Genomic DNA, 24,213 nt, shown 5'->3' on the forward strand with positions numbered 1-24,213 from the left:
TTTAGTCATGTTTGTCTTTTATGTTATTAGGGTCTGTTAACCTTTCAAGATTGAATTTGCAGCAGTCTGTTTGGTATTTAGGCAAGGCAGAGCCTTTGTGGTGTGGTTATTCCCCATAAATAGGCGATAACGCAGCATCAATGCCAAACAGGCGCTGCCCGAAGGGTTCTGCCTAGGGGCGATTTACTCTTTGTTGCTCGGTTTTTACTTAGCCCACTAGGTTACAAACCTCGCGCCGCGATTAAACCGCCCCTAGTTTGAACAAATTTTAATCCGCAAAGGCCAACAGACCCTAGTTTAAAATTAAAAGCTAAAGCTTAGTTTTGCATAGTAACTACGGCCATCAAAACCGTATGGTACAGCACGTAACGGGTATTTAAATGCCCCATTTGAGATAGCATTTAGTACTTCATCATCACCTAGCTCATCCGGTGTTTCATCAAATACGTTGTCTGCTCCAACCGATAACGAAAACATCTCATTAATTTCATAGCTTACGTTTAAATCTACGAGTACTGCAGTCTCTACGGTACTCGTCGCTTTAAACGAGCCATCTGTTGCAAGCTCAATATGGTCATTACCAAAGTACTTCACATCAGTTTCGCCAAAGTAATTAAAGCGGATCATTGCGCTGTAGGCATCACGCTCATAATCAAAGGTAAGCGTTGCACGTTCACCCGGTTGTCCGTCGGTTAAAAAGCTACTTTGAATGTCATCAAGTGCTACACTTTTTGGAATGCCGGGAGCTGCATTCACACTATCAATTTTAGTTTCGTTTAAGTTACCCGCAAACGTAGCAGAAAAATTACCATCATATAAATCAGTGCGGTATGACGCAATAATGTCCACGCCTTGAGTGGTTGAATTCACTGAGTTTGAAAAGTAATTCGCTTGCACTGCACCCGTTGCTTGCAGAGCAGCAACCGCCTCAGGACTAAACGCCACATCATCAGCCGATAACAAGCTGCCTAATGTAATACGGTCTTCAATTTCTACACGGTAAAAATCCACCGTTAACGATAAATCACTGGTCACATCGTAAACAAAACCGGCACTGTAGTTAGTTGATGTTTCAAGCTTTAATGTATCAACGCCTAAAGCTGCAGGAAATGCAGAGCCCGTTGTCGCTGTAAACGACTGACTTAACGTGCCGTCAGACCCTAAGTTAGTGGTAAACGCAGTGTAACCACTTTGCTGTAATGATGGCGCTCTAAAGCCCGTTGATAAGGCACCACGTACTGCAAAGTCATCATTAAATTCATAACGTGTTGCTACTTTACCTATGATGTCGTCACCCGCATTCGAAAAATCTTCATAGCGAAGGGCACCGCTCACATTCCATGCATCGCTTAACATGGTTTCTGCATCTACATATACTGCGTAACTATCACGATCGCTTTTGTTTGAAGCTTCAGGACGAAGGCCGTTATAAGCTTGAAAGCCACATTGTGCAAATTGACTCGGATCGTTCACCGATGGATATGAGGTATCCGTGTTGGCTGCTCCACATGCGTATGATGCCACCTCACCGGGTACAATTTCATAGTTTTCTTTACGGTATTCAGCGCCAATTGAAACATAAACAGGCTCACTGCGACCAATATCAATAATTCCGTTTATATCTGCATTAAACGTTGTTTGATCAAATCTAAATCCACCCGAATAACCCTCTGTTGGGCCAGCATTCGCGGCTATATCGGCATCGCTTGCACCCGGATTATTAAATAAATACTCCGCCGCGTATGACGCATTTAAAGTATTTCGTGAGGTAAAATCGTATTGGTTTTCACCGTAAACAGCAGAAACATCGTAGGTCCAATCAGGGTTAATTTCACCTTTAAAACCAACAGCTACCGAAATATCTTGTGCTTCATTGTCGATTTGCGGTAAAAAACCGTCGCTGTAAACTTGCGTTACGTTTTTAGACGCTTCATTAAAATTACGGTAAAAGCCGTTGCCTAGTGCAGTACGCTCAGAGTAACCACCAAATGAGTAAAGCTCCCCCTCACCCATTGGCAACGCCATATTGTAAAATACCGAAGTAAACTCACTCTCTGCATTACCTTGTCCCCAACGTACTTCGTCCGATAAAGTACCTGGTGCAACATTAAGTGAACCACCCGTATCTCGCTCTGCGCGGTTAGTTTTATCTGCATCTCGATACTCAAGCGATAAATTTATAAAACCGCCTTCATTACCTAATTCAAAGCCACGGTTTAAACCGGCTGAAATTGTTTCTCCATCTCCTTCTGCCGTTTCGCCATATTGTACGTACCCGGTGGTTAAATCTGTTGAGTTATTAAGTGATAAGTTGATAACCCCTGCAATTGCATCAGAGCCATACTGCGCCGCCGCACCATCACGTAACACTTCAACTCCTTTTAAAGCAATAAGCGGAATCGCATTCATATCAGTACCGGCAGAGCCACCGCCCACAGTACTTGTTAAACCAAAAATAGATTGATTATGACGGCGTTTACCGTTGACTAAAACCAGCGTTTGGTCTGGTTGTAAGCCGCGTAATGTAGCAGGACGAAATAAATCAGAACCATCAGAAACCTGTGTTCGTGAGAAGTTAAATGACGGCGCCGTTGCCTGTAAGCTCTGCCCAAGCTCGGTAAAGCCGCCTTTGTTTAAATCATCTGCGTCAATTAAATCAATAGGTGATGACGACTCAGTGGCAGTTCGGTTTGAAACTCGCGATCCTAAAACAGATATTTGTTCGATATTTTTTTCAGCTTTAGCTGACGCTTCTTGTGCATTAACCATACTTGGCGCACTGAAGGCAAAAGCAACCGCTACAGCCAAGGTGTTTAAACGATATGTTGACATAATGATGACCCTGTTTTGTGTATTCTTATAATGTGTGTGGGGTATATTCGTATATCCCCTTGCCAACATCCTAGCAACATACACAAACAAAAAGAAACAAAAAACTTGATAAAATTAGCATAAAAATGCAAATAACTTTAAAAACAGGAAAATAACACCTTTAAGAGCTCAAAATACAACCAAAGTAGCAATTTAATATCACACCACCGAAAGTTAATACAATGTTAAATATGAAGTTATATTTATAAGAACTAAAAACAACGTGGTTGTACGTTTTTTAAACCAAGCTGGTGATAAAACGTACTTATAATGATCTTTTATGCGGTTTTTATTAGACTAAAGTAGATAATAAAGATAAGAAGGAGAACTCAGAGGAAATTATAAATAGGTGGTTTTGTAATACTGCCCGTTTTTAAACGTTATTTTATACAGAGTCTATTTAAGAGGTATAACTCTGCCAATCAAATTCACTAATAACATGGCAAAGTAATGGGTCTACGCCTTTTGAGTCACAGTATGCACGTAATTGCATGGGAGTTTGTTCATCAAAAATAATTTGCCAAACAATATACAACATATGATTAAACAGAGTTAACTCATTATCATCAGTACCAGCTAAATCATGGCAACTCATCAGTAAGTTACATATTTTCGTGTCGTATCCCCACAACTTTAAAACGTAGGCCGAAATAAAATTGGCACTCACGTATCCATTGTTGATGGTTTGCGCATGTTCATCTGGCGGTTCACTTTCGCCTTGAGACAGTAAAATAATTTTGCCAACAAAACTCAATAACGCCACTGAAAATAATAATTCTTGATCATGTAAGTTAAAACCTGCTTGCTTTGCAAAACGCTTAACACAACTAGCGTAATTCGCCGCTATATTTAATTGCTTTTCATGCACATCAACAGGAATAGACGATTCAAAATTTTTGGCAACCAATAAAGAAGTGGTGATAGCCATTAATATAGTGGTTCCGAGCCTCGACACAGCTTCATCAATTGACGAGGTAGGCCTTATAAAGCCAAGATAAGCAGAGTTTGCAAGTTGCAACAATTTAGCGGTTATTATTGGCTCTTGAGAGACAACATGGCTAATATCATGTAAATCAAATTCATCGCTTTGTACTAAGTCTCTGAGTTCTTTTAAAATAAGAGGGTAAACAGGGAAGCTGATCATTGCCCCTAACTGCCTGCGCACATTAAAAGCAAAAGGTAACGACTTTAACGCCGCTACATTGTCAAAAAGCGCGGTTATATCTGCTTCATTAAACGGCTTAGCAAGGTAAGCATGCACAACATTAGGTTGTCGCATCATGGTGCTCAATGTCATATCACCAGTAAGTAATGCTCTGACTGGGTAGGGGTTTTGTGAAGAGCATTGTTCTAAAACATCCAATCCATTCATTTGCGGCATTAAATAATCACTTAATACTAAATCTAAGTCTTGCTTAGTGTTTAGCAGCTGCCAAAATTCATCAATATCAGAGGTTGTCATTATATCAACCTCTGGATAGGCTCGATGAATAGTCCTTTGTAATACTTTTAATAAAAAAGCATCATCGTCTAGTATGACTACCGTTATCGAACTCATTGCGCACCTTGAGAATTAAAATGGTTTAAATAATTACAAAAATCATCCTGCTCTAAAGGCTCACTGTAGTAATAGCCTTGTATGTAGTCACACCCTAACTTTTTAATTAATTCACATTGATAGGCTGTTTCTACCCCCTCAGCAACAACTTTTAAATTTAGATCATGCGACATACGCGTAATATTACGAACCATACTTTGCATCGCTAAAGACGATTCAATATCAGTAATAAGGGTTCTATCTAGTTTAACGCCATCTACAGGTAGCTTAGAAAGATAGCCAAGTGATGAGTAACCTACACCAAAGTCATCAATTAATAGCTTAAACCCCAACGATCTTAGCCTTATTAATTGCTGTTCGCAGTTAGTAAAATCTTCGATTAGATAAGTTTCTGTTAACTCAAAAACTAACTGTGACGGCTCTAAACTATTGCTGCTTAAACACTCGAGCATGTAGTCAATCCAATCCGGATCATCTTTTAATTGCCTAGCAGACAAGTTAATTGCTAATACACCCACCCCTGTTTTGTTGTCTGCCCAGTATTTTAGTGTTTTACAGCTTTGAGAAATAACCCAGCGCCCTATTGAGATAATTTGACCATCGCATTCAGCAATCGGGATAAAATGAGCTGGTGCTACCCAGCCATGTTTACTCGGCTCATACCAGCGAATTAACACCTCAGCAATAAATATTTGGCCTGTTTTAGTATCAACCTTTGGTTGAAAGCGTAATGAAAGCTCATCTTTATTTACCGCTGTTAATAATAAACGGCTTAAATCAAAGTTCTTTTTATAATCTGCGACCAGCTGAGGGTCAAAGCGAGAACAAATACGCTGCTGCTCACCTACTTGGTAATTCATCGTCAACTGCATTTGATTAACGAGCTCTTTTCCCTCTAAACTATCCTCAGGAAACAAACCATACACACCATAAAGCTGCACATGGGCATCGGTATATTTACTAGGAAGTGCTTTTTTCAGATCATTCATCGCCTTATTTAGAACGGTTAAAATTTCACTATCAGATTTAATTTCAGGAACAAATAATACAAACCTATCGGCGCTCTTATGAAGAACTTTGACCGCTTTTTCTGATACGCCTTTTAGCACCTCCAAAACCAATTTTATAAGGTGGCTGCCATCTTCGCCCCCTAGCAAATCATTAATTAATTGAAATTGCGAAATACCTATATAAACCAAGGCATAACATTCTTTGTTCGCTTCACACAGCGTTAAATGATGATAAAAGTCAGACTCGTTGGTTACTACCGACTGTGTTCTGGTAAGTTGAAAAATACTACTCAAGCTGTTTGAGTTAATTGATAGCTTCAAAAGTTGGAAAGAATCATCATTTAAACAACGCTCTATCATAATTTCTTCGCTTTTCGCTAGATCAGAGGCGCGTGCATAGTTAATAAAAAGTGTACTGCTTTGCTTGTCAATAAAAGCCTGGCTTACCGCTTTATTTTGAGCTGTATCTAAATGGGCGAGGTGTTTGTTTTCGTATAAATGAATATCAGGAATGATTTCAGCGGCAGGCGCGTTAAAACGATTAATAATGCCGTTATTGTCTATTTCTATTAGGCCAGACATGCTGCCCATTAATAACTGATCTCTTACTCTTTTAGCTCGGCGCTGTTCATATTTTACTTGCGCCTCGCTAATGTTTTCAAGTAATTCACTATCGACCCATGGTTTTTCTAAAAAACGAAATACCAATCCCTGATTCAATAACTCAACTACAGACTTAAAATCAGCATATCCACTTAGCACTAAGTTTACGCAATCGGGCCAGCGACTTTTAACCTGCCGTAATAAATCAGCGCCGTTCATTTCTGGCATTCTAAAGTCAGTAATGATTATCTCAACTTGATTAGCCGCTAATATTTCAAGCGCCTCAAAACCAGAGGATGCCGTCAGCACATCATAACCAGAACGAGCAAGTACTCGCTTTAAAGATTTCAATACATTGAGTTCATCGTCTACTAATAAAATTCGCAAAGCCACTATCTACACCTCAAAATGGGGTTGTACTCTTGCTAACTTGATTGTTCTTCTAAGTACCCTTTGCTAAGCAACCAAAAATGTTCACATCAGCACAAGTATGTTGTATCTAACTACATACGCAATAATACCACTTAGCTGTAACTGTCTATCTAACTGATACCTTTTCAGATCACCTATATTGGTTTAAGGTTTCTATCATTAATAAGTGATTGCAATCACTAGATACAACTTAAACAAAAATGATACTGTCTAAAAATAAGCCATCCAGTTCACTTTATATAATAATAGTCTAGAATAAATTCTAAGTGATTATTTTTAGTTAAAAACATCCAGCGTTGTGGCTATTATTACCAAGGGGCATCTATGTTCGCCATTGAAACTTTTCACACTCACGGCAGCGATATAGATAAATTTATCAAACCTGTAAGTCAGTTTACAAACAACAGTCCCGATTTACTGCTCGGGTTTGCTACAACCGATACCATTAAATATCTTTATAATAGCCAGCCCAACTTGATAAAAAACACTCAAAATTGCTTAATCATCTCTTCCTGTCTTGGCTCATCAACCGAAAAAAATTTATCGTTAAATGAGCAAAGTATTAGTTTATTCTCTATCAAAGACTCAACGGGTCATTATGGAATTGCAAGTTGTAATGCAACCGATAATCTAAGAGAAAATGCTGCTCAAACCGTACTCGAAGCCATTGCTAATGCAGGCCAAACTGGACTAGCCCCAAAAATGGTCTGGTGTTTTCAAGTTCCAGGTAATGAGGAGTTGGTATTACAAGGAATTCAAGATGCTATCGGGCAGCGTATACCTGTTTTTGGAGGAAGTTGTGCCGACAACGACATTTCAGCAAAGTGGTGCTTTAGCGATACTAAAAATGTATACCAACAAGGCTTTATTATTGCAGTGTTATACCCCTCGGTAGAAACATTCGGCTTTTATAGTTCAGGCTATGATAAAACCGACCAGCTGGGTACAGTTACAAACGTTGATGGTCGCATATTAAATACTATCGATAACCAGCCCGCCTTTGATGTTTATAATCAGTGGCGAAAAAACATAGGGTTTGAACAGTTAAAAGCGGGAAATATACTTGCCCAATCAACGATGACCCCACTGGCAAGAGCCCTTTCCTCTGATGATGATATTCCTAGGCTGCTGCTAAGCCACCCAGCGGTAGCTGAAAATGGCACGCTAGAATTATTTTCAAATTTAAGCGTTGGCGATACTGTTTATCTTGCTTCGGGAAGCCCTGAACAATTAATAAAACGAGGCGATATGGTCGTTTCTTCACTGACCAAACTGGCTGACTTACATGCAATAAAAAATATAAAGGGCGCTATTATTATTTTTTGTGGCGGCTGCATGTTATCTATTCAAAGTGCAATGCAAGAAGTAAAACACTCTATTGCAGCACAATTACCCAACACACCGTTTATTATGGGCTTTACCTTTGGAGAACTTGGCACATTTAGCGACTCAACTAGTAAGCACGGTAACTTAATGATCTCATGCGAAATATTTGGTGATTCTGTATGACTACCAACGAAATACTATTAGAAAAACTGCATTTATTACAGGTTCATAATTTAGCACTTGAAGAAAACCGTGCCCTTAACAGCCTGATTTTAGACGGCCTAGATGCAATCTTAAAAAACGACAGCACAGAAACCTTACTCACTGAGTTTTTTAATATTTTGCAACAAGCGATCTCTTTTTCTGCGGCTATTTTAATTAAAATAAATCCCAGTGATGAATTATCTACATTAGTTACAGCATCGCACCCTCATAGCGATGCAATAATTACCCAGCTTACAGTTCTCGATAAACCGAATAGAAACATTAAAAATGTATTTAACTTACACCAACTTCCTAATTGGCAAGTAACCGATCCTTTTTGGCATTCGCAGCATGCAATGCTCACCACTCCAGTAAGTACCAGCACAGAGAGCTACCAGCTCAATATTTTTTCTGAAACAATTGGCGCGTTTAATCAGCACGATATTACTTTAATGCAACGCTTTGTCAGTTTTGCAGGGAATACGATTTCACAATTTGAAAAACGAAACTTACTTGTGAAACAAAAAGAAATGGAGGAAAAACAAAGCAACATTGAACAACTGCTAATCAACTCTGAAAAAATGGCTTCGTTAGGGCAAATGGCGGCAGGCGTTGCACACGAAATAAATAACCCTTTAAGCTACATTGTCAGTAATATCCAAAATTTGGCTTACAACCTTGAGCAATTTAGTCATTTAATTAACACACTCAAAGCAGAAAAAGCCATAACGCAGCAAACATTAGTAGATACACTACAGCATTACCAATTTGATGAATTACAAACAGACTCAAGCGATATCATTGCTGAAATGACTGAAGGAGCTGATCGAGTTAAAGAGATTGTTCAAGGGTTAAGGCAATTTGCTCATCCGGATCAAACCCAAATTGGCGATATTGATATAACCGAGCTCATTGATAACACATTACGTGTTGCCTGGAACGAAATTAAATATAACGCCAACGTTGAAAAAAACTACAACACAGAACCCGTTATCATCACAGGGCGTTCAACCCAGCTCTCTCAGGTATTTTTAAATTTATTTTTTAACGCCGCTCAAGCCATTTGCGACAAGGTTGGAGTGATCAGTATTACCACTAAAGCCGATAAAAAAAATGCCTATATAACTATTGCCGATAATGGCAGTGGAATTGATGAGGACAAATTAAATAAAATTTTTGACCCTTTCTATACTACAAAACCAATAGGCCAAGGCACAGGGTTAGGGCTGGCTATAAGCAAAGCAATTATAGAGCAGCATAGTGGTCAAATTCGAGTTGAAAGCCAGTTAAACCAAGGTACTGTTTTTTATATTACCTTACCTAAAAAACCCAAATTAACTGACGATGTACTCACTATTTTAAATGCTAACAAACCGATTGAATAAGCTCTATTTACAGCACTGATTTTGTGTAAGTAAGCTGTAATAATCATCGTTAACTTTAAGGGTAATATAGTTAAAATATTTGCAAACCAAGGTACTGCGCTATGGTATTTAATCCTATCCGCTGTGATTTACGTATTGCTAAAGTACGGTATCTTGATACGGCTTAAATAAATCAGTTGTTTACAAGCAAAACTTAGACTAACTTTAGCCATTTAATACACTTTCTTATTGGTAAAAAAATGACGGACATTGACCCATTAGAGCAATTAAATCAACAGCCACCGAGTATTTTATGCTTAGATGATGAAGCCAATGTGCTTAAATCTTTAGTTCGTTTATTACGCCAATATAAATTTGATGTGAGTGTTTCAACCAGTGGCCAAGATGCACTTGAAAAAATGCATGCAAAGGAATTTGACGTCGTTATTAGTGATATGCGTATGCCACATATGAGTGGGGCGGAGTTTTTAGCTAAAGCGAGAAAAATCGCTCCCGATAGCCAGCGTATTTTATTAACTGGTTTTTCTGATCTAGAGTCAACAATAAGTGCGGTTAACGAAGGAGGCATTCATGCCTATGTGCAAAAACCTTGGCAAAATGATCACTTAATTAGCGTTATCCAATCGGGTGTAGAAAAGTTTAGACTAAAAAAACAAAATGAAATTTTACAACTTCAAGTAAATCAACAAAATCAACAGCTAAAAGAACTTAATACTAATTTAGAACAACTCGTCGACAAGCGAACAAAACAAATTAGAAGCGTGCTGAAAAAACTTGAAGTCGCTAATGAAAGTGAAAAACGAGAGCATCAATCTACTGTTGAACTGCTTTATAATTTTATTAATGCAAATCCGTATCTCGATGGTAAAAGAGCCGAGAACATTGCCGGCACATGCACGCAAATAGCGCGTTACCTTAATGTATCGCAAAGAAGTATCACGCTTGCGCCTATTGCAGGGTATTTAGCTCAAATTGGTTTACTTGCGATGGACCCTGAGCTTTACAACAAACCTATTAACGAACTCAATGAAGTACAGCGCAAAACGTTTTACACCCACCCGAGTATTTCACAATTAATGCTCATGCCTGCAACGCATTTAAGCGATGTTTCTGATGCAATTTATCATCAATTCGAACGCTACAACGGCCAAGGAATACCCAAAGGGCTTGCTAAAAACGATATTCCCATTGGGGCTATGGTGCTCAGCGTTGCTCGCGATTACTGGGAGCATTATGAGCAAAGCGATCCATTATTAACTACAAAAATGCGTCATGAGGTGGCACTTAATAATATTAAGCTTGGTAGTGGCAGCTTATATCATCCAAAAATAGTAAAATCGCTTGAGGCAAGTCATGTACAGCTTATGGCCTCAGACACGTCTATTGGCTCGATTAAAGTAATTTGCGCTCAAGAACTTGAAGAGAGTATGACACTGGCAAACTCACTGCACAGCCATACAGGTATTATGCTTTTACCTAAAGGGCACGTTTTCAATTCAAAATCGATTGTGAAACTACAGCAACTCGAAGCCAAAAAGCCGACTCCGTTTAGAATTATGGTTAAAACGGCTAAATGATTGATCTAAAATGCTCTTTTATTCGTTATACTAAGCCATAATAGTTACTTTCAAATATATTGCTTGAAGGAGCACACAGTGTCGCGATTTTCTGCCGTTACCGATAATCCCCACGACGGGCGTTTTAACCAAAAAACAGGTATTTTATTAACCAACTTAGGTAGCCCCGATGCCCCCACAGCAAGCGCGTTACGTGTTTACTTACGTGAGTTTTTGTCAGATCCGCGTATTGTAGAAATACCACGTATAGTGTGGATGATCATTCTTCACGGCATCATTTTGCGTATTCGCCCAAAACGCTCAGCTAAATTATATAAAAGTATATGGACCGAAAATGGCTCGCCGCTTACTCACATTACACGCCAGCAAAGCCTTAAATTAAATGCCTTATTAAAACACCATGGCTATACCAACACCGAAGTGGTTATGGCGATGCGCTATGGTAATCCATCAATCGAAGCGGGCCTTGAAGAGCTTAGAGACAAAGGTTTAACCCGTATTATTGTGCTGCCGCTTTACCCGCAGTATTCAAGCCCAACCACAGGCTCCACATTTGATGCGGTTGCCAATGTATTAAAAAAATGGCGCTGGGTGCCAGAGCTGCACTTTGTAAATGGGTATCACAAAAACCCAACCTACCTAGAATCACTCGCTAACAGCATTAGCGAAGATTTAGAAAAACACGGAATGCCACAAAAAATGGTGTTTTCATACCACGGTATGCCTAAACAGTTTTTAGATAATGGCGACCCATATCACTGCCTATGCCAACAAACCACGCGTTTAGTGGTTGAAAAACTAGGGCTAGACAAAGATAAAGTGATCACTACTTTTCAAAGTCGCTTTGGTAAAGCTGAATGGTTAAAACCATACACAGATGCAACTCTTGAGAGCTTACCTAGCGAAGGAATTAAAGATATCGCAATTATTAGCCCTGCATTTAGCGCCGACTGCCTTGAAACACTTGAAGAATTAGAAGGTGAAAACCGAGAAATTTTTGAAGAAGCTGGCGGCGAAAAATACCGATACATTGCAGCCCTAAATGATCGTGACGATCACATCGACGCCATGTTTGATGTGTTAAAGCCAATGCTATAAAAAAGAGAGCAGCGGTTAGGTTTTAGCTCTCAGCGTTCAGCTGGAGATTAGCCAAGTGCGGTGAAAGCTTGTAGGCGCGAGTATATCTCGCGCTTTCTCTTGTATCACTTTCTGATAGCTTACAACTTATAACTCAAAGCTGCGCTTAGCGCTTACGTGTCACTATTAATGTGATTGCTCCGGCAATTATTCCCCAACAAGCAGAGCCCACCGACCATAAAGTTAAATCTGAGGCCGTGACTAAAAAAGTAATAATGGCTGCTTCAGTATATTCAGCACTATGCAAAGACTGCTGCAAACTATTGGCAATAGTGCCAAACAAAGCAATACCCGCCAGCGCCAATACTAAGGCCTGTGGCAGGCTTGCCACAATTGCCACTAACATAGCCGCACATAACGCCATAATTATGTAAAACACGCCACCAGCAATACTTGCCCAATAACGCTTATCAGGGTCTTTATCGGCCTCTTCGCTCATACAAATAGCCGCTGTTATGGCTGCTAGATTAATAGAATAGGTACCAAAGGGAGCCGTCACACAATTTATTAACCCGGTCACAGTTAATGACGATGATATAGGCGCTTTATAATTATGCGCTTTCAAAATAGCGAAACCGGGTAAGTTTTGTGAGGTCATAGTTACTATATATAAAGGAATACTTATACTTACAAATGCCTGCAAACTAAAGCTTGGTGCAATATAAGTAAAACTACTGGCTTGCCAATGCACGGTACTGGTATCGATATTGCCCATATACCACGCTAAAAATATACCCGCTAGCAACACACTTAGCATCGCAAAACGGGCAAAAAAGCGCTTACCAATAAAGTACACCACCACCATTAAACCAATAACTAATGGCATATCGTTCATAAAGTTAAACACATCAATGCCAAATGTGACTAATACCCCCGCTAACATGGCACAAGCCAGTTCACTGGGAATACGGTTCATGATTTTTTCAAACCACCCCGTTATTCCCGACACCAGCACCAATAAGGCTGAGAGCATAAATGCACCTATCGCTTCATGTAGGCTATAGCCCTGGGCACTTGAAATTAGTAATGCAGCTCCAGTGGTAGACCATGCAATTAAAATAGGCACTTTATAATAAAACGACAACACAATAGAGGTACTGCCCATTACCAAGCCCAGCATTAATATCCAGCTTGCCACTAATTCAGGTGTGCCACCTAAAGTGATCACCACTTGGTAAATCAATGCTATTGAACTTGAAAAACCAATAATAACGGCAACAAGCCCCGCCATAGTGCGACTAAGTAACTGATCAGTCCCTGCCATAATTCCCTCATTAAGAAACCCTAATGTTACAACATACTTTGCCTATTTATACTTTGCAATTTTGAATAATGAATAATGAGAAATGATCACGTTGCTAAAAAATTTTATTGGTCAGTTTTGTCTTTCAAAATCATTGCAATTTAAAAAACACATACGTACCTAAAAACATGCCACAGGGTGCGTCATTACTACAAAAAATCACACTTATTAAATCAAAAATAAATACCTAAAAAAGGTAAAGCAAATACTTACAATAAGTTACAAAAACACCCGTTAACACTTTATGGTTACAATTTAAATTTGATCTCATCCTATTTTTAATATAAAACTTAACAATTAGTTCACCAATAACCCTAAAAGAGAAACAGATGAAACGTTACATTGTTTTAATTATCGCTATTCCTTTGTCTGTATTTGCCATATATACGCTGCTTAATAATCAGAATAAAACCGATGAGGTAGAAGCCCCCATAGCTATTGATATCGTTCCTGTTGATTCTGAATTTGCAAAACAAACACGTAAGCCATTACCAATCGATATGAGTAAAGATCCTATAAAAGGCGCCCCTTCAAAAGCAAAGTTAGCCGTTATTGAAAACTCATTTGACGCAATCAATAAACCTTCAACCAAGGCAAAAGAAATACTTAAAGCGGCAAAAGTACTGCCTACCGATTTACAAAATGAAGCCTATATAGAATTTGATCTAGCAGCGCTTAAAACCCTTGAAGCAGGGGATAATTTTGACCTAGCTATACCGCAAACCGCAGAAACCTACAGCGCTGAAATAACGAATGTTACCAATGCCAGTAACGGTGATAAAAGCATTGTTGGCCAAGTGATTGGTGCTAATGGAGCGTTGCATACCACTATATTAACCGTTGGTAATGACGCGGTTTATGGTCAATTTACTGCCCCAAGTGGCAATTATGTTTTTGAAAGCAAAGGCCAGTACGGCTGGATTGCAGCAAAACGCGATTTATATAAAAACCATATAGAACACCAAGTAGGTGAACCCGCACCAAAAAATACTGACGGTGGAGATCCGTTTGCGCCCAGTGATGAAGAATCACCCTCAATTTAATTTTTAACCTAAACCAAGATGACTCAGCAGTAAAACTGCAATTACAAAAGAAAGGAAATACGACTATGAAAAAAATAATATCAACAGCCGCTATTGCAACGGCATTATGTGCCGCTAGCACAGTGTCAGCAGAAACAATTGATATTGGTATTTTATATACCGACCAATCAGCTGCCGCTACCAGCAATATTAATACTAAAATTAATCAGCTTATTGCTTTTAGTAATCAAGTATATAGTCAAAATGGCGTTGATATAACACTGCGTTTAGTCGGTTCTCAAAACTTAGGCAACCATGCAATAACCCCTTCAGAAGATTGGCTTAACGCTGTGACAAATAGCAGCTACGTAGATGGTTTACGTAATGATTGGAAAGCCGACATGGTAGCCGTATTAGGCACTGGCCAAAGTGCAGGCAGCGGTTTAATCTCTTGTGGACTAGCATGGGTTGGTCAAGGTACGAATGGCAATTTATACAGCTCAATGAGTAACCGTATGTATTCAATAACAGCCGTTGATTGTGGAGCTACAACGTTCGTGCACGAACTAGGTCATAACCAAGGTTTGGCGCATTCTCGTAAGCAAGGCGATACGGCCGGTGGCGTATATGTTGATGGTATGGGCCACGGTGTACAAAATGAATTTGCCAGTATTATGGCTTACCCGCATGTGTTTGGTAGTGCAACTCAGTACGATTATTTCTCTAACCCAAATTGGAGCGTAAATGGCATTCCATTTGGTGTGACCAACCAAGCATATGCTATTCGTACTGTAACCGACACAAAAACCAGTATTGCTAACTTTAAATAAACCCAATTCTAAGAATTAGCATTAAATAAATGGGTAAATTATTACCCATTTACACCAATTAAGTTTCCCTTGCGGAGCGCCTCGGCGCTCTTTTTAATGATTAACTGCTTTTATTGCAGGCATTAAGGTTTTGCCATCGCTATCTACTTTACTCATTAGCTTTAACCCCATTACCTTGGCAAGTACAGGGTAAATATCTAAATTATTCACCAGCTCAATACTTACCCCTTTTTTAAACGCAGGACCTGCTGCTACAAAGGTGGCTGCCATATCATCACTATAAGCATAGCCATGTGTACCTAAATAAGGCGCTTTAGTACCGTTACTAAATACCGCAGGCGCATTGGTTTGCACCACAATATCGCCCACTCTACTCCCGCTATTATAATGGTAGCCTTCAAGCTGTTCGCTACTTAAAACACTATAACGCCCCTTAGCCGCTTTTTGTAAACGTGCTTTATACGCGTCAATATCCGCATTTTTAGCATCGCTTTTAGTATAAATAAGTAAACGAGGACCGGTATTCACAATAATAAAATTATCATCTTTAGGTAAACTGCTAACAATAATGCTTTGCTCAGGATCAACCTGTGCCATACCATGATCAGAAACAATTACTAAGTTTATATCCTGAGATAATTTGCTCAAGCGAGTGCGTAATTGCCCCACTAAAGCATCTAACTTATGAACAGCATCACGTGTTTGTACTGCATCTGGGCCAAACTCATGCCCCATACTATCAACCAGCGAAAAGTAACTGGCTACAAAACGTGGGCGCTGCGCTTGAGGCAAACTTAACCATTGTACAATTTGGTCAATTCTGTCTTGGTAGTTACCTTGTTTAGAATAGTGAAAATAGTAATCTGGCGTCATACCATTAAAGCGCGCATCCGACTCAGGCCAAAAATACACCGCCGATTTAAGCCCATGCATTTTTACTAAATTCCATAATGGAGTACCACGTACCCAGGTACTGTCTTTTTGGCCTTTACCCATGCTGTAGCATTGATTATTGCGCGCTTTGTCACAAAATTTATTGTCAACAATACCGTGGTTAACTGGTAGTAAACCAGTAATCACCGAAATATGATTTGGAAATGTTTTAGTAGGGTAAACTGGCTGCATTTTTTGTGCTCTAACCCCTTGCTCAGCCATTGCTTTTAAATTGGGTGCACCGTGCTTTTCAATATAATCCCAACGCAAGCCATCAATTGAAATCATCACTACAGTTTGCTCTTTGGCTGCAAACGCATTACTCATCCCTAATAAAAGGCAAAAACAGACTGCCTTTGTGATCCACAACTTCATTTTAAACACCTATAGATGTATGTTAATTTTATAAAAAATAATACTAAAGCAAGTTGTTACTTTATGATACATGCTGATAGATTAAAGATGGCTCACTAAAAATATAACTGTGTACTTAATAAGAGCCCGACGTGCAAAATAAAAGGATTGCCATGATCGACTTCAGCAGCAAAATCACCCCAGCGCGTATGCAGCGCACGACGGCCAATTTACAAATGGCGCTTGAGAGCGATCGTGGCCGAATTATTAATAGTGCAGCCATTCGTCGGCTGCAACAAAAAACCCAAGTATTTCCGCTTGAACGCAATGCAGCCGTGCGCTCGCGCCTTACTCACTCATTAGAAGTACAACAAGTTGGTCGATTTATTGTGCAGCGTGTTTTTGCCAACTTAAATTACCAACAGCAAAAAGAATATGGTTTATCAGGCTTAGAACGCCCGCTAGAAACCCTAGTAGAAATGGCCTGCCTAATGCACGATATTGGTAACCCGCCATTTGGTCACTTTGGCGAGGCCGCCATTAATAATTGGTTTAATGCTAACTTGGCCAGTATTACGCCTGAGCGTTGCCAAACAGCCAATAGCAGTATAGGCGTTATTTTTAAACATTTAGCGCAAGATATTTGCAGTTTTGAAGGCAACGCCCAAGGCATACGTATTATTCACTCATTGCTCAGCCTAAATTTAACCTACAGCCAAAGTGCGGCAATTTTAAAGTACACCCGCCCTGCCAGCTTAGCGAAGCAAGATATCCCACAAAATAAAAACTACATTATGAAAAAAGTGGGCTACTACTACAGTGAAAAAAGCTTTGTAGAGGCACTGCAAACTGAGCTCAAAATGGAGCCGAATTGCCGCCACCCAGCCAGTTACATAATGGAAGCCGCTGACGATATTTCTTATTGCTTGGCTGACATAGAAGATGCGGTAGAAAAAGACATAATCACCACACAGTTATTATGCGAGCAACTAAAAAAGCAATATCAAAAAGCGTTAATTAACTTAGCCTTAAACGACACCCAACATCAAAGCTTTGTTGATGATGCAATTAATTACGCTATTGAACGCGCGCAAGCACAGCCCTTTAATTTTAATAGTGAATTTTTTATTTATTTGCGTGTATCGTTACTGCACCCATTAGTAAATCATGCTGCTAAACGCTTTATTGAAAACATAGAGCCAATTTATCATGGTGACTTTAACCATGCATTATTAGAAGACCGCAGCTACCTGCATGCAGTAACCCAAGCCCTAAAGCAAGTGGCACTTGAGCATGTATTTTCTCATAAAGAGGTCGAAAAGCTCGAACTACAAGGCTACCGTATTATTAACGGCCTACTAGAGTGCTATAAACCTTTACTGCAATTAACTAGCGACGACTTTAAACGCGCACTACATGGCGACAACCGTTTATTAATAGAATCGAGATTAGTTAAAAAACTCTCTAAAAAACATTTAAGTAGCTATCAGCACGCTATAAATGCCATGCAAGAAGAGCCCGACCACTTTGCAGCTTATGAGTTTTATTACAGATGTAGACTTATTCAAGACTACATAAGCGGCATGACCGACCAATTTGCTTACGACGAGTACCGCAGCTTAATGGTGATTGACTAATTTAGGCTTAGCGCGCGAAATTGCTAAGCCCTAGATAATTTTTTACTTTACGCTTAAAATTAGTGCATTGATGCTTAACCGCTTTTGAGTTTTATGAAACCGTTACTGAGTTGCTTACTTTTTTGTTTTACTTTGTTTTATAGTGCCAGCAGTGTCGCTTACAACGAAGCGATGTGCATTCTTATAAAACAAGAAATGCAGCAATATAGTAACGACAAAACTAGCCGTAAGTACCGTAACGCCGCTCGCGACTACAAAAAAAACTGCAGTAACCCGGCACGTACTCAACCAGCAGCAAAGCCTAAAGCGCAACCTATTATTGAACAACCCAAACCTAAAATTACTAAACAGCAAGTAACTGAGCCTGTTTCATCAGTTGTAAATACCCCTATTGCAGAGAGTCAAACCCAGTCATCACTTACACAGCAAAGCGCAAAATCAAACGTTGAACAAACAGTAGCAACAGCGTCTGAGCCAGATATTGAGCAAAGTATTAAACATACTCAAAGTACAACTGTTCCAGCATCAGCAAGTACCGAGCCTAATGAGCCGCAAACCAATAAAACAACAAACGATGAACAAACTGATGCTGCAACAAATGATCAGCCTAGCATTGATACAACCACGCAAAACAACACAACTCCAGCAGTTACAAAATCAACAGTGGAGCCTTTACAAACGGCCATGCCGGTTACCGTAAATACCACAGAGCAAGTTAACGGTGTTGCCTCATCAATCCCTAAAGAATCAAACATGTTGTCGCTAGTATTACCCAGTGTGGCGCTACTCTTAGTGGTAATAATTGGGGTTGTTGTATTAATGCGCCTACGCAATGTTAAGCAAAATAACGAGCCTGCCGATACCAGTATGCCACTAGCTGCTCCCACTACTAAGTGCGATGACAAGCAAAGTAGTACTGCTATTGATGAATCTAAGACTCTTGATACCAGCAAAAGCGAGCAAAAAACAACAACCGAAATTGCCGAGCCAAACGCAAACGAAGTGAGCACAGCTAAAGTAAAGCAAATCCCGAATACCGCAGAGTTTGAAGCCGCCGCTAAAGCCACTTTAGAACGGATAAAAAATGCCACCGAGCATGCAGAGCCACAAGTAAGAGACTTTGATCCCGAAGCCAAACCAATCAAAAAACAGCGCAAGCCGGTTAATCAGCCTAGCGAGCCTGTACCAGCGACTAAAAAAGAAGCACCTATTGCAGCTGAGCCCATTTCACCTCAACAACCAAAGGCAGACTTACATTCGCCTAAACAACCGCGCTCACCGTTAACGCCATCTACCGAGCACGACTTTAAAGAGCCTGAAATACGCACCTTCGATCCCAACGCCCCCTTACCCACTAAAAAAAGTGCGATAAAACCAGAACAAGTAAAGGTATCGCCAGTTGAACCCACTAAGCCTGATATACCGCCACAAAGCAGTAACCCATTTGCTAACTTATCGCTTGATGAAAGTTGGGATCCAAATTCACCACAAAAACCGAAAGTGGAAGAAAAGCAACGCGCCCCTAAATCACAAGCACTAATTGAAGCTGAAGAGCGCGCAAAAAACATGCAAACAAAAGAATAATAGAGTACGCTGTACTTATTAAAAGGTGGCTTTAAATCTAATACCAATTCGCTTAATCAAGTGGTCTGTTTTGAGGCAGGAAAAATGTGTTGATAGCTAGGCAAAAAATTTGCTATTTAGTTGTTCTCAGCAATTGCTCCTGCATTGCTCTACCTTCTGCATCCATGCAGTCGTAATGAGAGTTTTTTAACGCAGGTAGCGACACGTTTAGCCCCGTAAAATGATTAAGTATTATTGCCGACTGATCTAGCTTAAGCGTGCATTCAGTTTCACTCACTACAATAGCCTACTTTTTGAACAGCACCGTTCACAACCTAATGGCTAAGAAGGAGTAAACTATACATATGCATGTGATGTTATCAGCTAAATTAAGATACCTTATTTTTACCGCATCTTTTTGTCTGATGGCTTTAGTGAGTGATTACAGTAACGCAATTGAAGCAATTCAACCCAAAAACGAACAGCCCACACATACCACTACTTTAAATATAAGTACCGGCGAATGGCCCCCTTTTTTAAGTGAATCATTACCTCATCAAGGTGTGATTGCCCATTTAATCACCGACTTATTTGCACAGGCCAATATTAAGGTTAACTTTACCTTTTTACCCTGGCCGCGTGCTTACCACGACACCATTAATGATAAATACGCAGCCACCGCCGTATGGATGTTTGAACAACAACGTACTGAGGATTATTTTTACAGTGAGCCAGTGTTAAACGAGCGTTTTGTATTTTTTTATCACAAAAAACGCCCTTTTGATTGGCAAAACCTAAACGATTTAAAAGGCTTATTACTCGGTGGTGGGCTTGCTTACAGCTATGGCGAAGAGTTTGATAAAGCACTACAAGCGGGTCTATTTGATATGTCGCGAGTAAGTACCACAGAGCAAAACTTTAAACGCTTAGCTATGGGCAGAATAGACGCCTTTGCCGAGGAAAAAAGCGTAGGCTATTACACCTTGGCCAGTAAGTTACCTAACCTATTTAGCTCTATTAACCATCACCCCAAAGCTTTACTCATAAACCAAAGCTTTATGATGTTCCCTAAAAATAACAAATACAGTAAACAGCGGCTTGAAATTTTTAATCAGCAATTACTTAAATTTAAACAAAACGGCCGTTATCAAGCCTACTTTGATGCGTTAGATAATGGTGCTTATCAACCCACAAATAACGCCCTGGCCGACTGACCTGGCACGGGTTGCGGGTTGCGAGCTACGAGCTAGGTTTTAGGTTTTAGCACAAGCTCGCTGCTCGTCACTCGAAGCCCGCTGCCTTTACCACCGTAGGCGTTAAGCTTGCTGACGCGAAAAGCACCGCTTTTAAATTACGTTACTTTCACGCATTATTCGCCTCAAAAAATGAGGCGAATAGCGCACTTAATTGCCTCATTGTGTTAATTGGTAAGTTGAAATCGTAGAAACCAGTTTTAGCTGTGATTATTTTAAACGCCAATTTTGGGTAACGAGCCGCGAGCGACGGACTATATTCAGCCTAGCACCTTTAGCCTAGAACCTTTTACCTGTTCTCACCGCGTGCAGCTTGCTGACGCGAAAAGCGCAGCTTTTAATACTCAAAGCCCGCCGCTCGTCACCTTTATTTATACATGTCGCGTTGGCGAGTGCCGACCGTCCGAGGACACACACTCCCCCACTCCAATGAAGTACACACAATAAATTAAACTTGCTCAATCGCGACTAATTTATTTACTTCTACCGGTTTTGCTAACGCCGTTTCATAAAATGCAAATACCTCTTTTACATAGGGCTGTGAATAATGCGTATCCAAAGCAGCTTGCGACGTAAATTGTTCGACTAAAAACAAGCATGTTTGCTCACTATTGCTGTATAGCTCAAATCGAATACAGCCAACCTCAGCCTGTGTAGGCTTTAAAATTTGCTGTAAACGCCCTTTACAGTCATCAAATAATGAAGCTTGAGGGGTTATTTTTGCCACTATATTAATCATCTTTAATCCTTATTAATTTAATAACCACAGCACGAATTGGCGGTGCTACGGTAAAGGCTACTAAAAAAGCCGCAGGCCAGGCATTAATAAATGCAGTTAGCCAACTTTGCACAAAGGTATTGCTTAAACCTAAATTTACGTAGGTCACCCATGCAGATAGTAAAAACGACATCATGAACGAAAATACCAATGTAAATATAAAATGAATTTTCATCTTTCCTCCTTGGCGTTACTATATTCAAAAGCTTGGGGCTTCCATACTCACAAAAATGCAAACTAAGATTGAGAAACAGAAATGCTTGATGACATTCATTTATTTATAGAGGTAGCTAGGCGAAAAAGTATGAGCCAAACGGCAAAAGACTTAGGCTTAAATTTATCGACGCTATCGCGACGTATTCAAGCACTTGAAACCAAATTAACAGAGCCATTATTGCAGCGTACAGCACGAGGAATCGTGCTAACAGCAAAAGGAGAGCAGCTCTATACATCGCTTTCAGATTCAGTGTTAGCGCTTAATAATCAAATAACCGCCCTTAATTGTGATAGCAATAGCAGCAATACCTTTTATTTATTATGCCCACAGAACATCATTGCAGATCTGCTTATGCCTGCGCTAAATACATTTATAAAAGATAATCCTTCACTCAATTTTCACATATCACCGAGTAATGCCAATAGTCAGTTGAGCCAACAACGCTTTGACCTCGCTATTCGTATTGGCCAACAGCAAGACTCAAGTTATTATCAAAAACGCTTAGGCGCTATTGCAGTTAAGTTAGTCAGTAAAAAAGATGCACCGCAAACTCGCCTAATTTTACCTTACACTCAAACTCAGTTACCAACAGGCATGCTTAACAAACTAACAGAACTCTACAGCGATATAAGTTATTGCTTTGATATAACAATAGCCCGAAAAATGGTTGAAGAAGGTAATGGGGTTGGTTTATTACCTATGAGTGAAATTAGTTGTATTACTAACAAACAGGCTTTTGACTATATTGAATTGCAGCCTGCTTTTGCAAACAGGCCTATTTATGCTCTATGGCATAACACACGCCAGCCAAGTAAAACGGCAAGTAAGTTAATTACTTTAATACAGGGCGTAATTGAGCAAACGCCATGCTTACAGGGTGATATTGTTGAGTTAAGTTAAGTTAAGGGGTTATTTATGCTGTAAGCGTTAAGCTTGCTGACGTGAAAAGCGTAGCTTTTAATACTCAAAGCCCGCAACCCGCCGCTCGTCACCTTTATTTATACATGTCGCGTTGGCGACGACAACCAAAGAGAAGTAACCGCCGACTTCTCTTTGGAATCTCTCGGCGCCCCGAGCATTTTGCACTTTCCTCAAAGCCTAAATTGATATGAACGTAAACGCCGTGTAAGGCACATCCATGTGCCTGTCACGGCTTTAATTGCATCCATGCAATTAATTACTCATCAATTGAGTCTTTTCGGGCAAAATGATGGGGAACTGTCTTAGCTACAGCCTTTAATTCAATAATGAGTTAATGCTTGTTTACATTAGAGTTTTAAGTAAACTAAATTCTAGGAACAAGCAAAACCATCCTGTTATTTTTGCGCGATAAGGAAAAGACGAAAACGGCTGAACTATGGGGTTTGTAAACTACGGCGAGGTTAAATACCAAAGCCACAACGGCAGCCAGCCAATGAATATAACATGGAAATTAACCAACCCCATGCCAAGTGAAATGTGGCATGAGGCAGGGAGCTTGAGGAATGGAAAATAGCCAACTATTATTTTCTGTTAGACGTCCCTGTTAGACTAAAGTGCCCAAATAACATCACCTACTGAGTCTCCATCAAAAAATTCAAAACCTTTATACCTAGTAGCGCGTTGAAGCCTACTTTGAGATGAAATGCAAAAGTAATCAAATCCCACCTGAAAAAAACCCTCACGGATACGAATAGGATTCAAATTGACTGTAATAGCATCTTCTTCTTCCCATTGAATAAATGAGCTCTCCTGACTTTGATGCCAGATTTTTATGCTGTAGCTAAATTCAGGTTTAGAAAATGTTGAATAGTAAGATGTGAACAATTCCTTTTTATTTGAAAAAAGCATATTAATGTCCGAACGCTTACCATCAGTTATTAATTTATCTAAATCTTTATTCAAGTCTTCAAATACAGTTTTTAATAGTTGATCTGATATGAACCTAGATTTGAGCTCTTGGGATATATGAAATGCTAGGTCTATTATATTATCCTTATCTGTACATTCTTCATTACAATATGCACTAATAGACACATTTATTGCTACAGCAATATCTTTAGGGCTAGGATAAAACTCCCCTACGCGCACTAACTCACTTAGAGTTCCTCTAAATGGTGAGTAGTTGATCAACTCTTTTACTTTCCAATATTTTCCAATCGAATATATTTTACTTGCTTCATCTAATATTTGGGCAACATGATAGTTGAAAAAGTAGCTTTCAAGTCTTTCCATAATATA

General features: G+C 39.7%; 19 protein-coding genes and 1 pseudogene. 11 read left to right on the top strand and 9 right to left on the bottom strand.

Annotated features, from left to right (window positions below):
- Positions 1 to 303: 303 nt before the first annotated feature.
- The 3 genes from CWB75_RS07390 to CWB75_RS07400 all read right to left on the bottom strand — a co-directional run bounded on the left by CWB75_RS07390 (position 304) and on the right by CWB75_RS07400 (position 6,435).
- The gene (locus CWB75_RS07390; RefSeq protein ID WP_054201449.1) at positions 304 to 2,832 is read right to left on the bottom strand and encodes a TonB-dependent receptor plug domain-containing protein; all 2,529 of its coding nucleotides are present in this window, start codon (positions 2,830 to 2,832) and stop codon (positions 304 to 306) included.
- A gap of 439 nt (positions 2,833 to 3,271) precedes the next feature.
- The gene (locus tag CWB75_RS07395; RefSeq protein ID WP_055011569.1) at positions 3,272 to 4,429 is read right to left on the bottom strand and encodes an HDOD domain-containing protein; all 1,158 of its coding nucleotides are present in this window, start codon (positions 4,427 to 4,429) and stop codon (positions 3,272 to 3,274) included.
- Complete coding sequence (locus CWB75_RS07400; protein WP_138570282.1) at positions 4,426 to 6,435, bottom strand: EAL domain-containing response regulator; 2,010 nt, start codon at positions 6,433 to 6,435, stop codon at positions 4,426 to 4,428. The genes CWB75_RS07395 and CWB75_RS07400 overlap by 4 nt, the downstream gene beginning before the upstream one ends.
- Before the next feature lie 363 nt (positions 6,436 to 6,798).
- On the opposite strand from CWB75_RS07400, the gene CWB75_RS07405 reads away from it, so the two are divergent.
- The 4 genes from CWB75_RS07405 to hemH all read left to right on the top strand — a co-directional run bounded on the left by CWB75_RS07405 (position 6,799) and on the right by hemH (position 12,064).
- On the top strand, positions 6,799 to 7,983 hold the full coding sequence (locus tag CWB75_RS07405) for an FIST signal transduction protein (RefSeq protein ID WP_138570283.1): 1,185 nt from the start codon (positions 6,799 to 6,801) through the stop codon (positions 7,981 to 7,983).
- Positions 7,980 to 9,389, top strand: a complete 1,410-nt coding sequence (locus CWB75_RS07410) for a sensor histidine kinase (protein ID WP_138570284.1) — start codon at positions 7,980 to 7,982, stop codon at positions 9,387 to 9,389. The genes CWB75_RS07405 and CWB75_RS07410 overlap by 4 nt, the downstream gene beginning before the upstream one ends.
- 239 nt (positions 9,390 to 9,628) lie before the next feature.
- Positions 9,629 to 10,966, top strand: coding sequence for a response regulator c-di-GMP phosphodiesterase, NosR family (nosR, locus tag CWB75_RS07415; protein WP_010389515.1), 1,338 nt, complete (start codon positions 9,629 to 9,631; stop codon positions 10,964 to 10,966).
- A gap of 78 nt (positions 10,967 to 11,044) precedes the next feature.
- On the top strand, positions 11,045 to 12,064 hold the full coding sequence (gene hemH, locus CWB75_RS07420; protein ID WP_010389517.1) for a ferrochelatase: 1,020 nt from the start codon (positions 11,045 to 11,047) through the stop codon (positions 12,062 to 12,064).
- 145 nt (positions 12,065 to 12,209) lie between these two features.
- On the opposite strand, the gene CWB75_RS07425 is transcribed toward hemH, so the two are convergent.
- Positions 12,210 to 13,367: a benzoate/H(+) symporter BenE family transporter gene (locus tag CWB75_RS07425; protein WP_054201456.1), complete on the bottom strand. Its 1,158-nt coding sequence runs from the start codon at positions 13,365 to 13,367 to the stop codon at positions 12,210 to 12,212.
- Between the two features lie 368 nt (positions 13,368 to 13,735).
- Here CWB75_RS07425 and CWB75_RS07430 point away from each other — a divergent pair, with 368 nt between their 5' ends.
- Both CWB75_RS07430 and CWB75_RS07435 read left to right on the top strand, forming a co-directional pair.
- Entirely contained in the window at positions 13,736 to 14,449 is a 714-nt protein-coding gene (locus tag CWB75_RS07430; protein ID WP_054201457.1) for a protease inhibitor BamI-like protein, read from the top strand.
- Between the two features lie 65 nt (positions 14,450 to 14,514).
- The gene (locus CWB75_RS07435; protein WP_055011576.1) at positions 14,515 to 15,258 is read left to right on the top strand and encodes a M12 family metallo-peptidase; all 744 of its coding nucleotides are present in this window, start codon (positions 14,515 to 14,517) and stop codon (positions 15,256 to 15,258) included.
- Positions 15,259 to 15,351: 93 nt separating this feature from the next.
- Here CWB75_RS07435 and CWB75_RS07440 read toward each other — a convergent pair whose 3' ends face one another.
- Positions 15,352 to 16,566 carry an alkaline phosphatase family protein gene (locus CWB75_RS07440; protein WP_138570285.1) on the bottom strand — a complete coding sequence of 405 codons (1,215 nt, stop codon included), beginning with the start codon at positions 16,564 to 16,566 and terminating at the stop codon, positions 15,352 to 15,354.
- 152 nt (positions 16,567 to 16,718) lie between these two features.
- Between CWB75_RS07440 and dgt the strand changes: the two genes are divergently transcribed.
- Positions 16,719 to 18,182: a dGTPase gene (gene dgt, locus CWB75_RS07445; RefSeq protein WP_010389524.1), complete on the top strand. Its 1,464-nt coding sequence runs from the start codon at positions 16,719 to 16,721 to the stop codon at positions 18,180 to 18,182.
- Between the two features lie 93 nt (positions 18,183 to 18,275).
- Positions 18,276 to 19,766: a hypothetical protein gene (locus CWB75_RS07450; RefSeq protein WP_138570286.1), complete on the top strand. Its 1,491-nt coding sequence runs from the start codon at positions 18,276 to 18,278 to the stop codon at positions 19,764 to 19,766.
- 112 nt (positions 19,767 to 19,878) lie between these two features.
- Here the strand turns inward: CWB75_RS07450 and CWB75_RS19085 are convergent, their stop codons facing one another.
- Complete coding sequence (locus CWB75_RS19085; protein ID WP_171039104.1) at positions 19,879 to 20,043, bottom strand: hypothetical protein; 165 nt, start codon at positions 20,041 to 20,043, stop codon at positions 19,879 to 19,881.
- A 67-nt stretch (positions 20,044 to 20,110) separates the two neighbouring features.
- Here CWB75_RS19085 and CWB75_RS07455 point away from each other — a divergent pair, with 67 nt between their 5' ends.
- A complete protein-coding gene (locus CWB75_RS07455; RefSeq protein WP_055011579.1) occupies positions 20,111 to 20,959 on the top strand; it encodes a substrate-binding periplasmic protein in 849 nt (282 codons plus the stop codon).
- Between the two features lie 487 nt (positions 20,960 to 21,446).
- On the opposite strand, the gene CWB75_RS07460 is transcribed toward CWB75_RS07455, so the two are convergent.
- Positions 21,447 to 21,737, bottom strand: coding sequence for a putative quinol monooxygenase (locus tag CWB75_RS07460; RefSeq protein ID WP_076918823.1), 291 nt, complete (start codon positions 21,735 to 21,737; stop codon positions 21,447 to 21,449).
- Positions 21,730 to 21,951 (bottom strand): DUF2798 domain-containing protein, encoded by a 222-nt coding sequence (locus CWB75_RS07465; RefSeq protein WP_138570287.1) that lies wholly within the window; start codon positions 21,949 to 21,951, stop codon positions 21,730 to 21,732. Before CWB75_RS07465 ends, CWB75_RS07460 begins: the two co-directional genes overlap by 8 nt.
- Before the next feature lie 81 nt (positions 21,952 to 22,032).
- Here CWB75_RS07465 and CWB75_RS07470 point away from each other — a divergent pair, with 81 nt between their 5' ends.
- Together CWB75_RS07470 and CWB75_RS19290 are read left to right on the top strand one after the other, a co-directional pair.
- Positions 22,033 to 22,893, top strand: a complete 861-nt coding sequence (locus CWB75_RS07470) for a LysR family transcriptional regulator (protein WP_138570288.1) — start codon at positions 22,033 to 22,035, stop codon at positions 22,891 to 22,893.
- A gap of 398 nt (positions 22,894 to 23,291) precedes the next feature.
- Positions 23,292 to 23,488 (top strand): annotated as a pseudogene (locus CWB75_RS19290) (hypothetical protein); the annotation flags it as partial.
- 35 nt (positions 23,489 to 23,523) lie between these two features.
- Here the strand turns inward: CWB75_RS19290 and CWB75_RS07480 are convergent.
- The gene (locus tag CWB75_RS07480) at positions 23,524 to 24,207 is read right to left on the bottom strand and encodes a hypothetical protein (protein ID WP_138570289.1); all 684 of its coding nucleotides are present in this window, start codon (positions 24,205 to 24,207) and stop codon (positions 23,524 to 23,526) included.
- Positions 24,208 to 24,213 lie beyond the last annotated feature (6 nt).

The sequence above is a fragment of the Pseudoalteromonas sp. S1608 genome (assembly GCF_005887265.1).
In the GTDB taxonomy this organism is placed as follows: Bacteria; Pseudomonadota; Gammaproteobacteria; order Enterobacterales; family Alteromonadaceae; genus Pseudoalteromonas; species Pseudoalteromonas undina.

Coding starts and splice junctions, on each gene's coding strand:
- CWB75_RS07390 (WP_054201449.1), bottom strand. CDS start 2,832: ATGTCAACATATCGTTTAAACACCTTGGCTGTAGCGGTTGCTTTTGCC.
- CWB75_RS07395 (WP_055011569.1), bottom strand. CDS start 4,429: ATGAGTTCGATAACGGTAGTCATACTAGACGATGATGCTTTTTTATTA.
- CWB75_RS07405 (WP_138570283.1), top strand. CDS start 6,799: ATGTTCGCCATTGAAACTTTTCACACTCACGGCAGCGATATAGATAAA.
- CWB75_RS07410 (WP_138570284.1), top strand. CDS start 7,980: ATGACTACCAACGAAATACTATTAGAAAAACTGCATTTATTACAGGTT.
- nosR (WP_010389515.1), top strand. CDS start 9,629: ATGACGGACATTGACCCATTAGAGCAATTAAATCAACAGCCACCGAGT.
- CWB75_RS07425 (WP_054201456.1), bottom strand. CDS start 13,367: ATGGCAGGGACTGATCAGTTACTTAGTCGCACTATGGCGGGGCTTGTT.
- CWB75_RS07430 (WP_054201457.1), top strand. CDS start 13,736: ATGAAACGTTACATTGTTTTAATTATCGCTATTCCTTTGTCTGTATTT.
- CWB75_RS07435 (WP_055011576.1), top strand. CDS start 14,515: ATGAAAAAAATAATATCAACAGCCGCTATTGCAACGGCATTATGTGCC.
- CWB75_RS07440 (WP_138570285.1), bottom strand. CDS start 16,566: ATGAAGTTGTGGATCACAAAGGCAGTCTGTTTTTGCCTTTTATTAGGG.
- dgt (WP_010389524.1), top strand. CDS start 16,719: ATGATCGACTTCAGCAGCAAAATCACCCCAGCGCGTATGCAGCGCACG.
- CWB75_RS07450 (WP_138570286.1), top strand. CDS start 18,276: ATGAAACCGTTACTGAGTTGCTTACTTTTTTGTTTTACTTTGTTTTAT.
- CWB75_RS07455 (WP_055011579.1), top strand. CDS start 20,111: ATGCATGTGATGTTATCAGCTAAATTAAGATACCTTATTTTTACCGCA.
- CWB75_RS07460 (WP_076918823.1), bottom strand. CDS start 21,737: ATGATTAATATAGTGGCAAAAATAACCCCTCAAGCTTCATTATTTGAT.
- CWB75_RS07465 (WP_138570287.1), bottom strand. CDS start 21,951: ATGAAAATTCATTTTATATTTACATTGGTATTTTCGTTCATGATGTCG.
- CWB75_RS07470 (WP_138570288.1), top strand. CDS start 22,033: ATGCTTGATGACATTCATTTATTTATAGAGGTAGCTAGGCGAAAAAGT.
- CWB75_RS07480 (WP_138570289.1), bottom strand. CDS start 24,207: ATGGAAAGACTTGAAAGCTACTTTTTCAACTATCATGTTGCCCAAATA.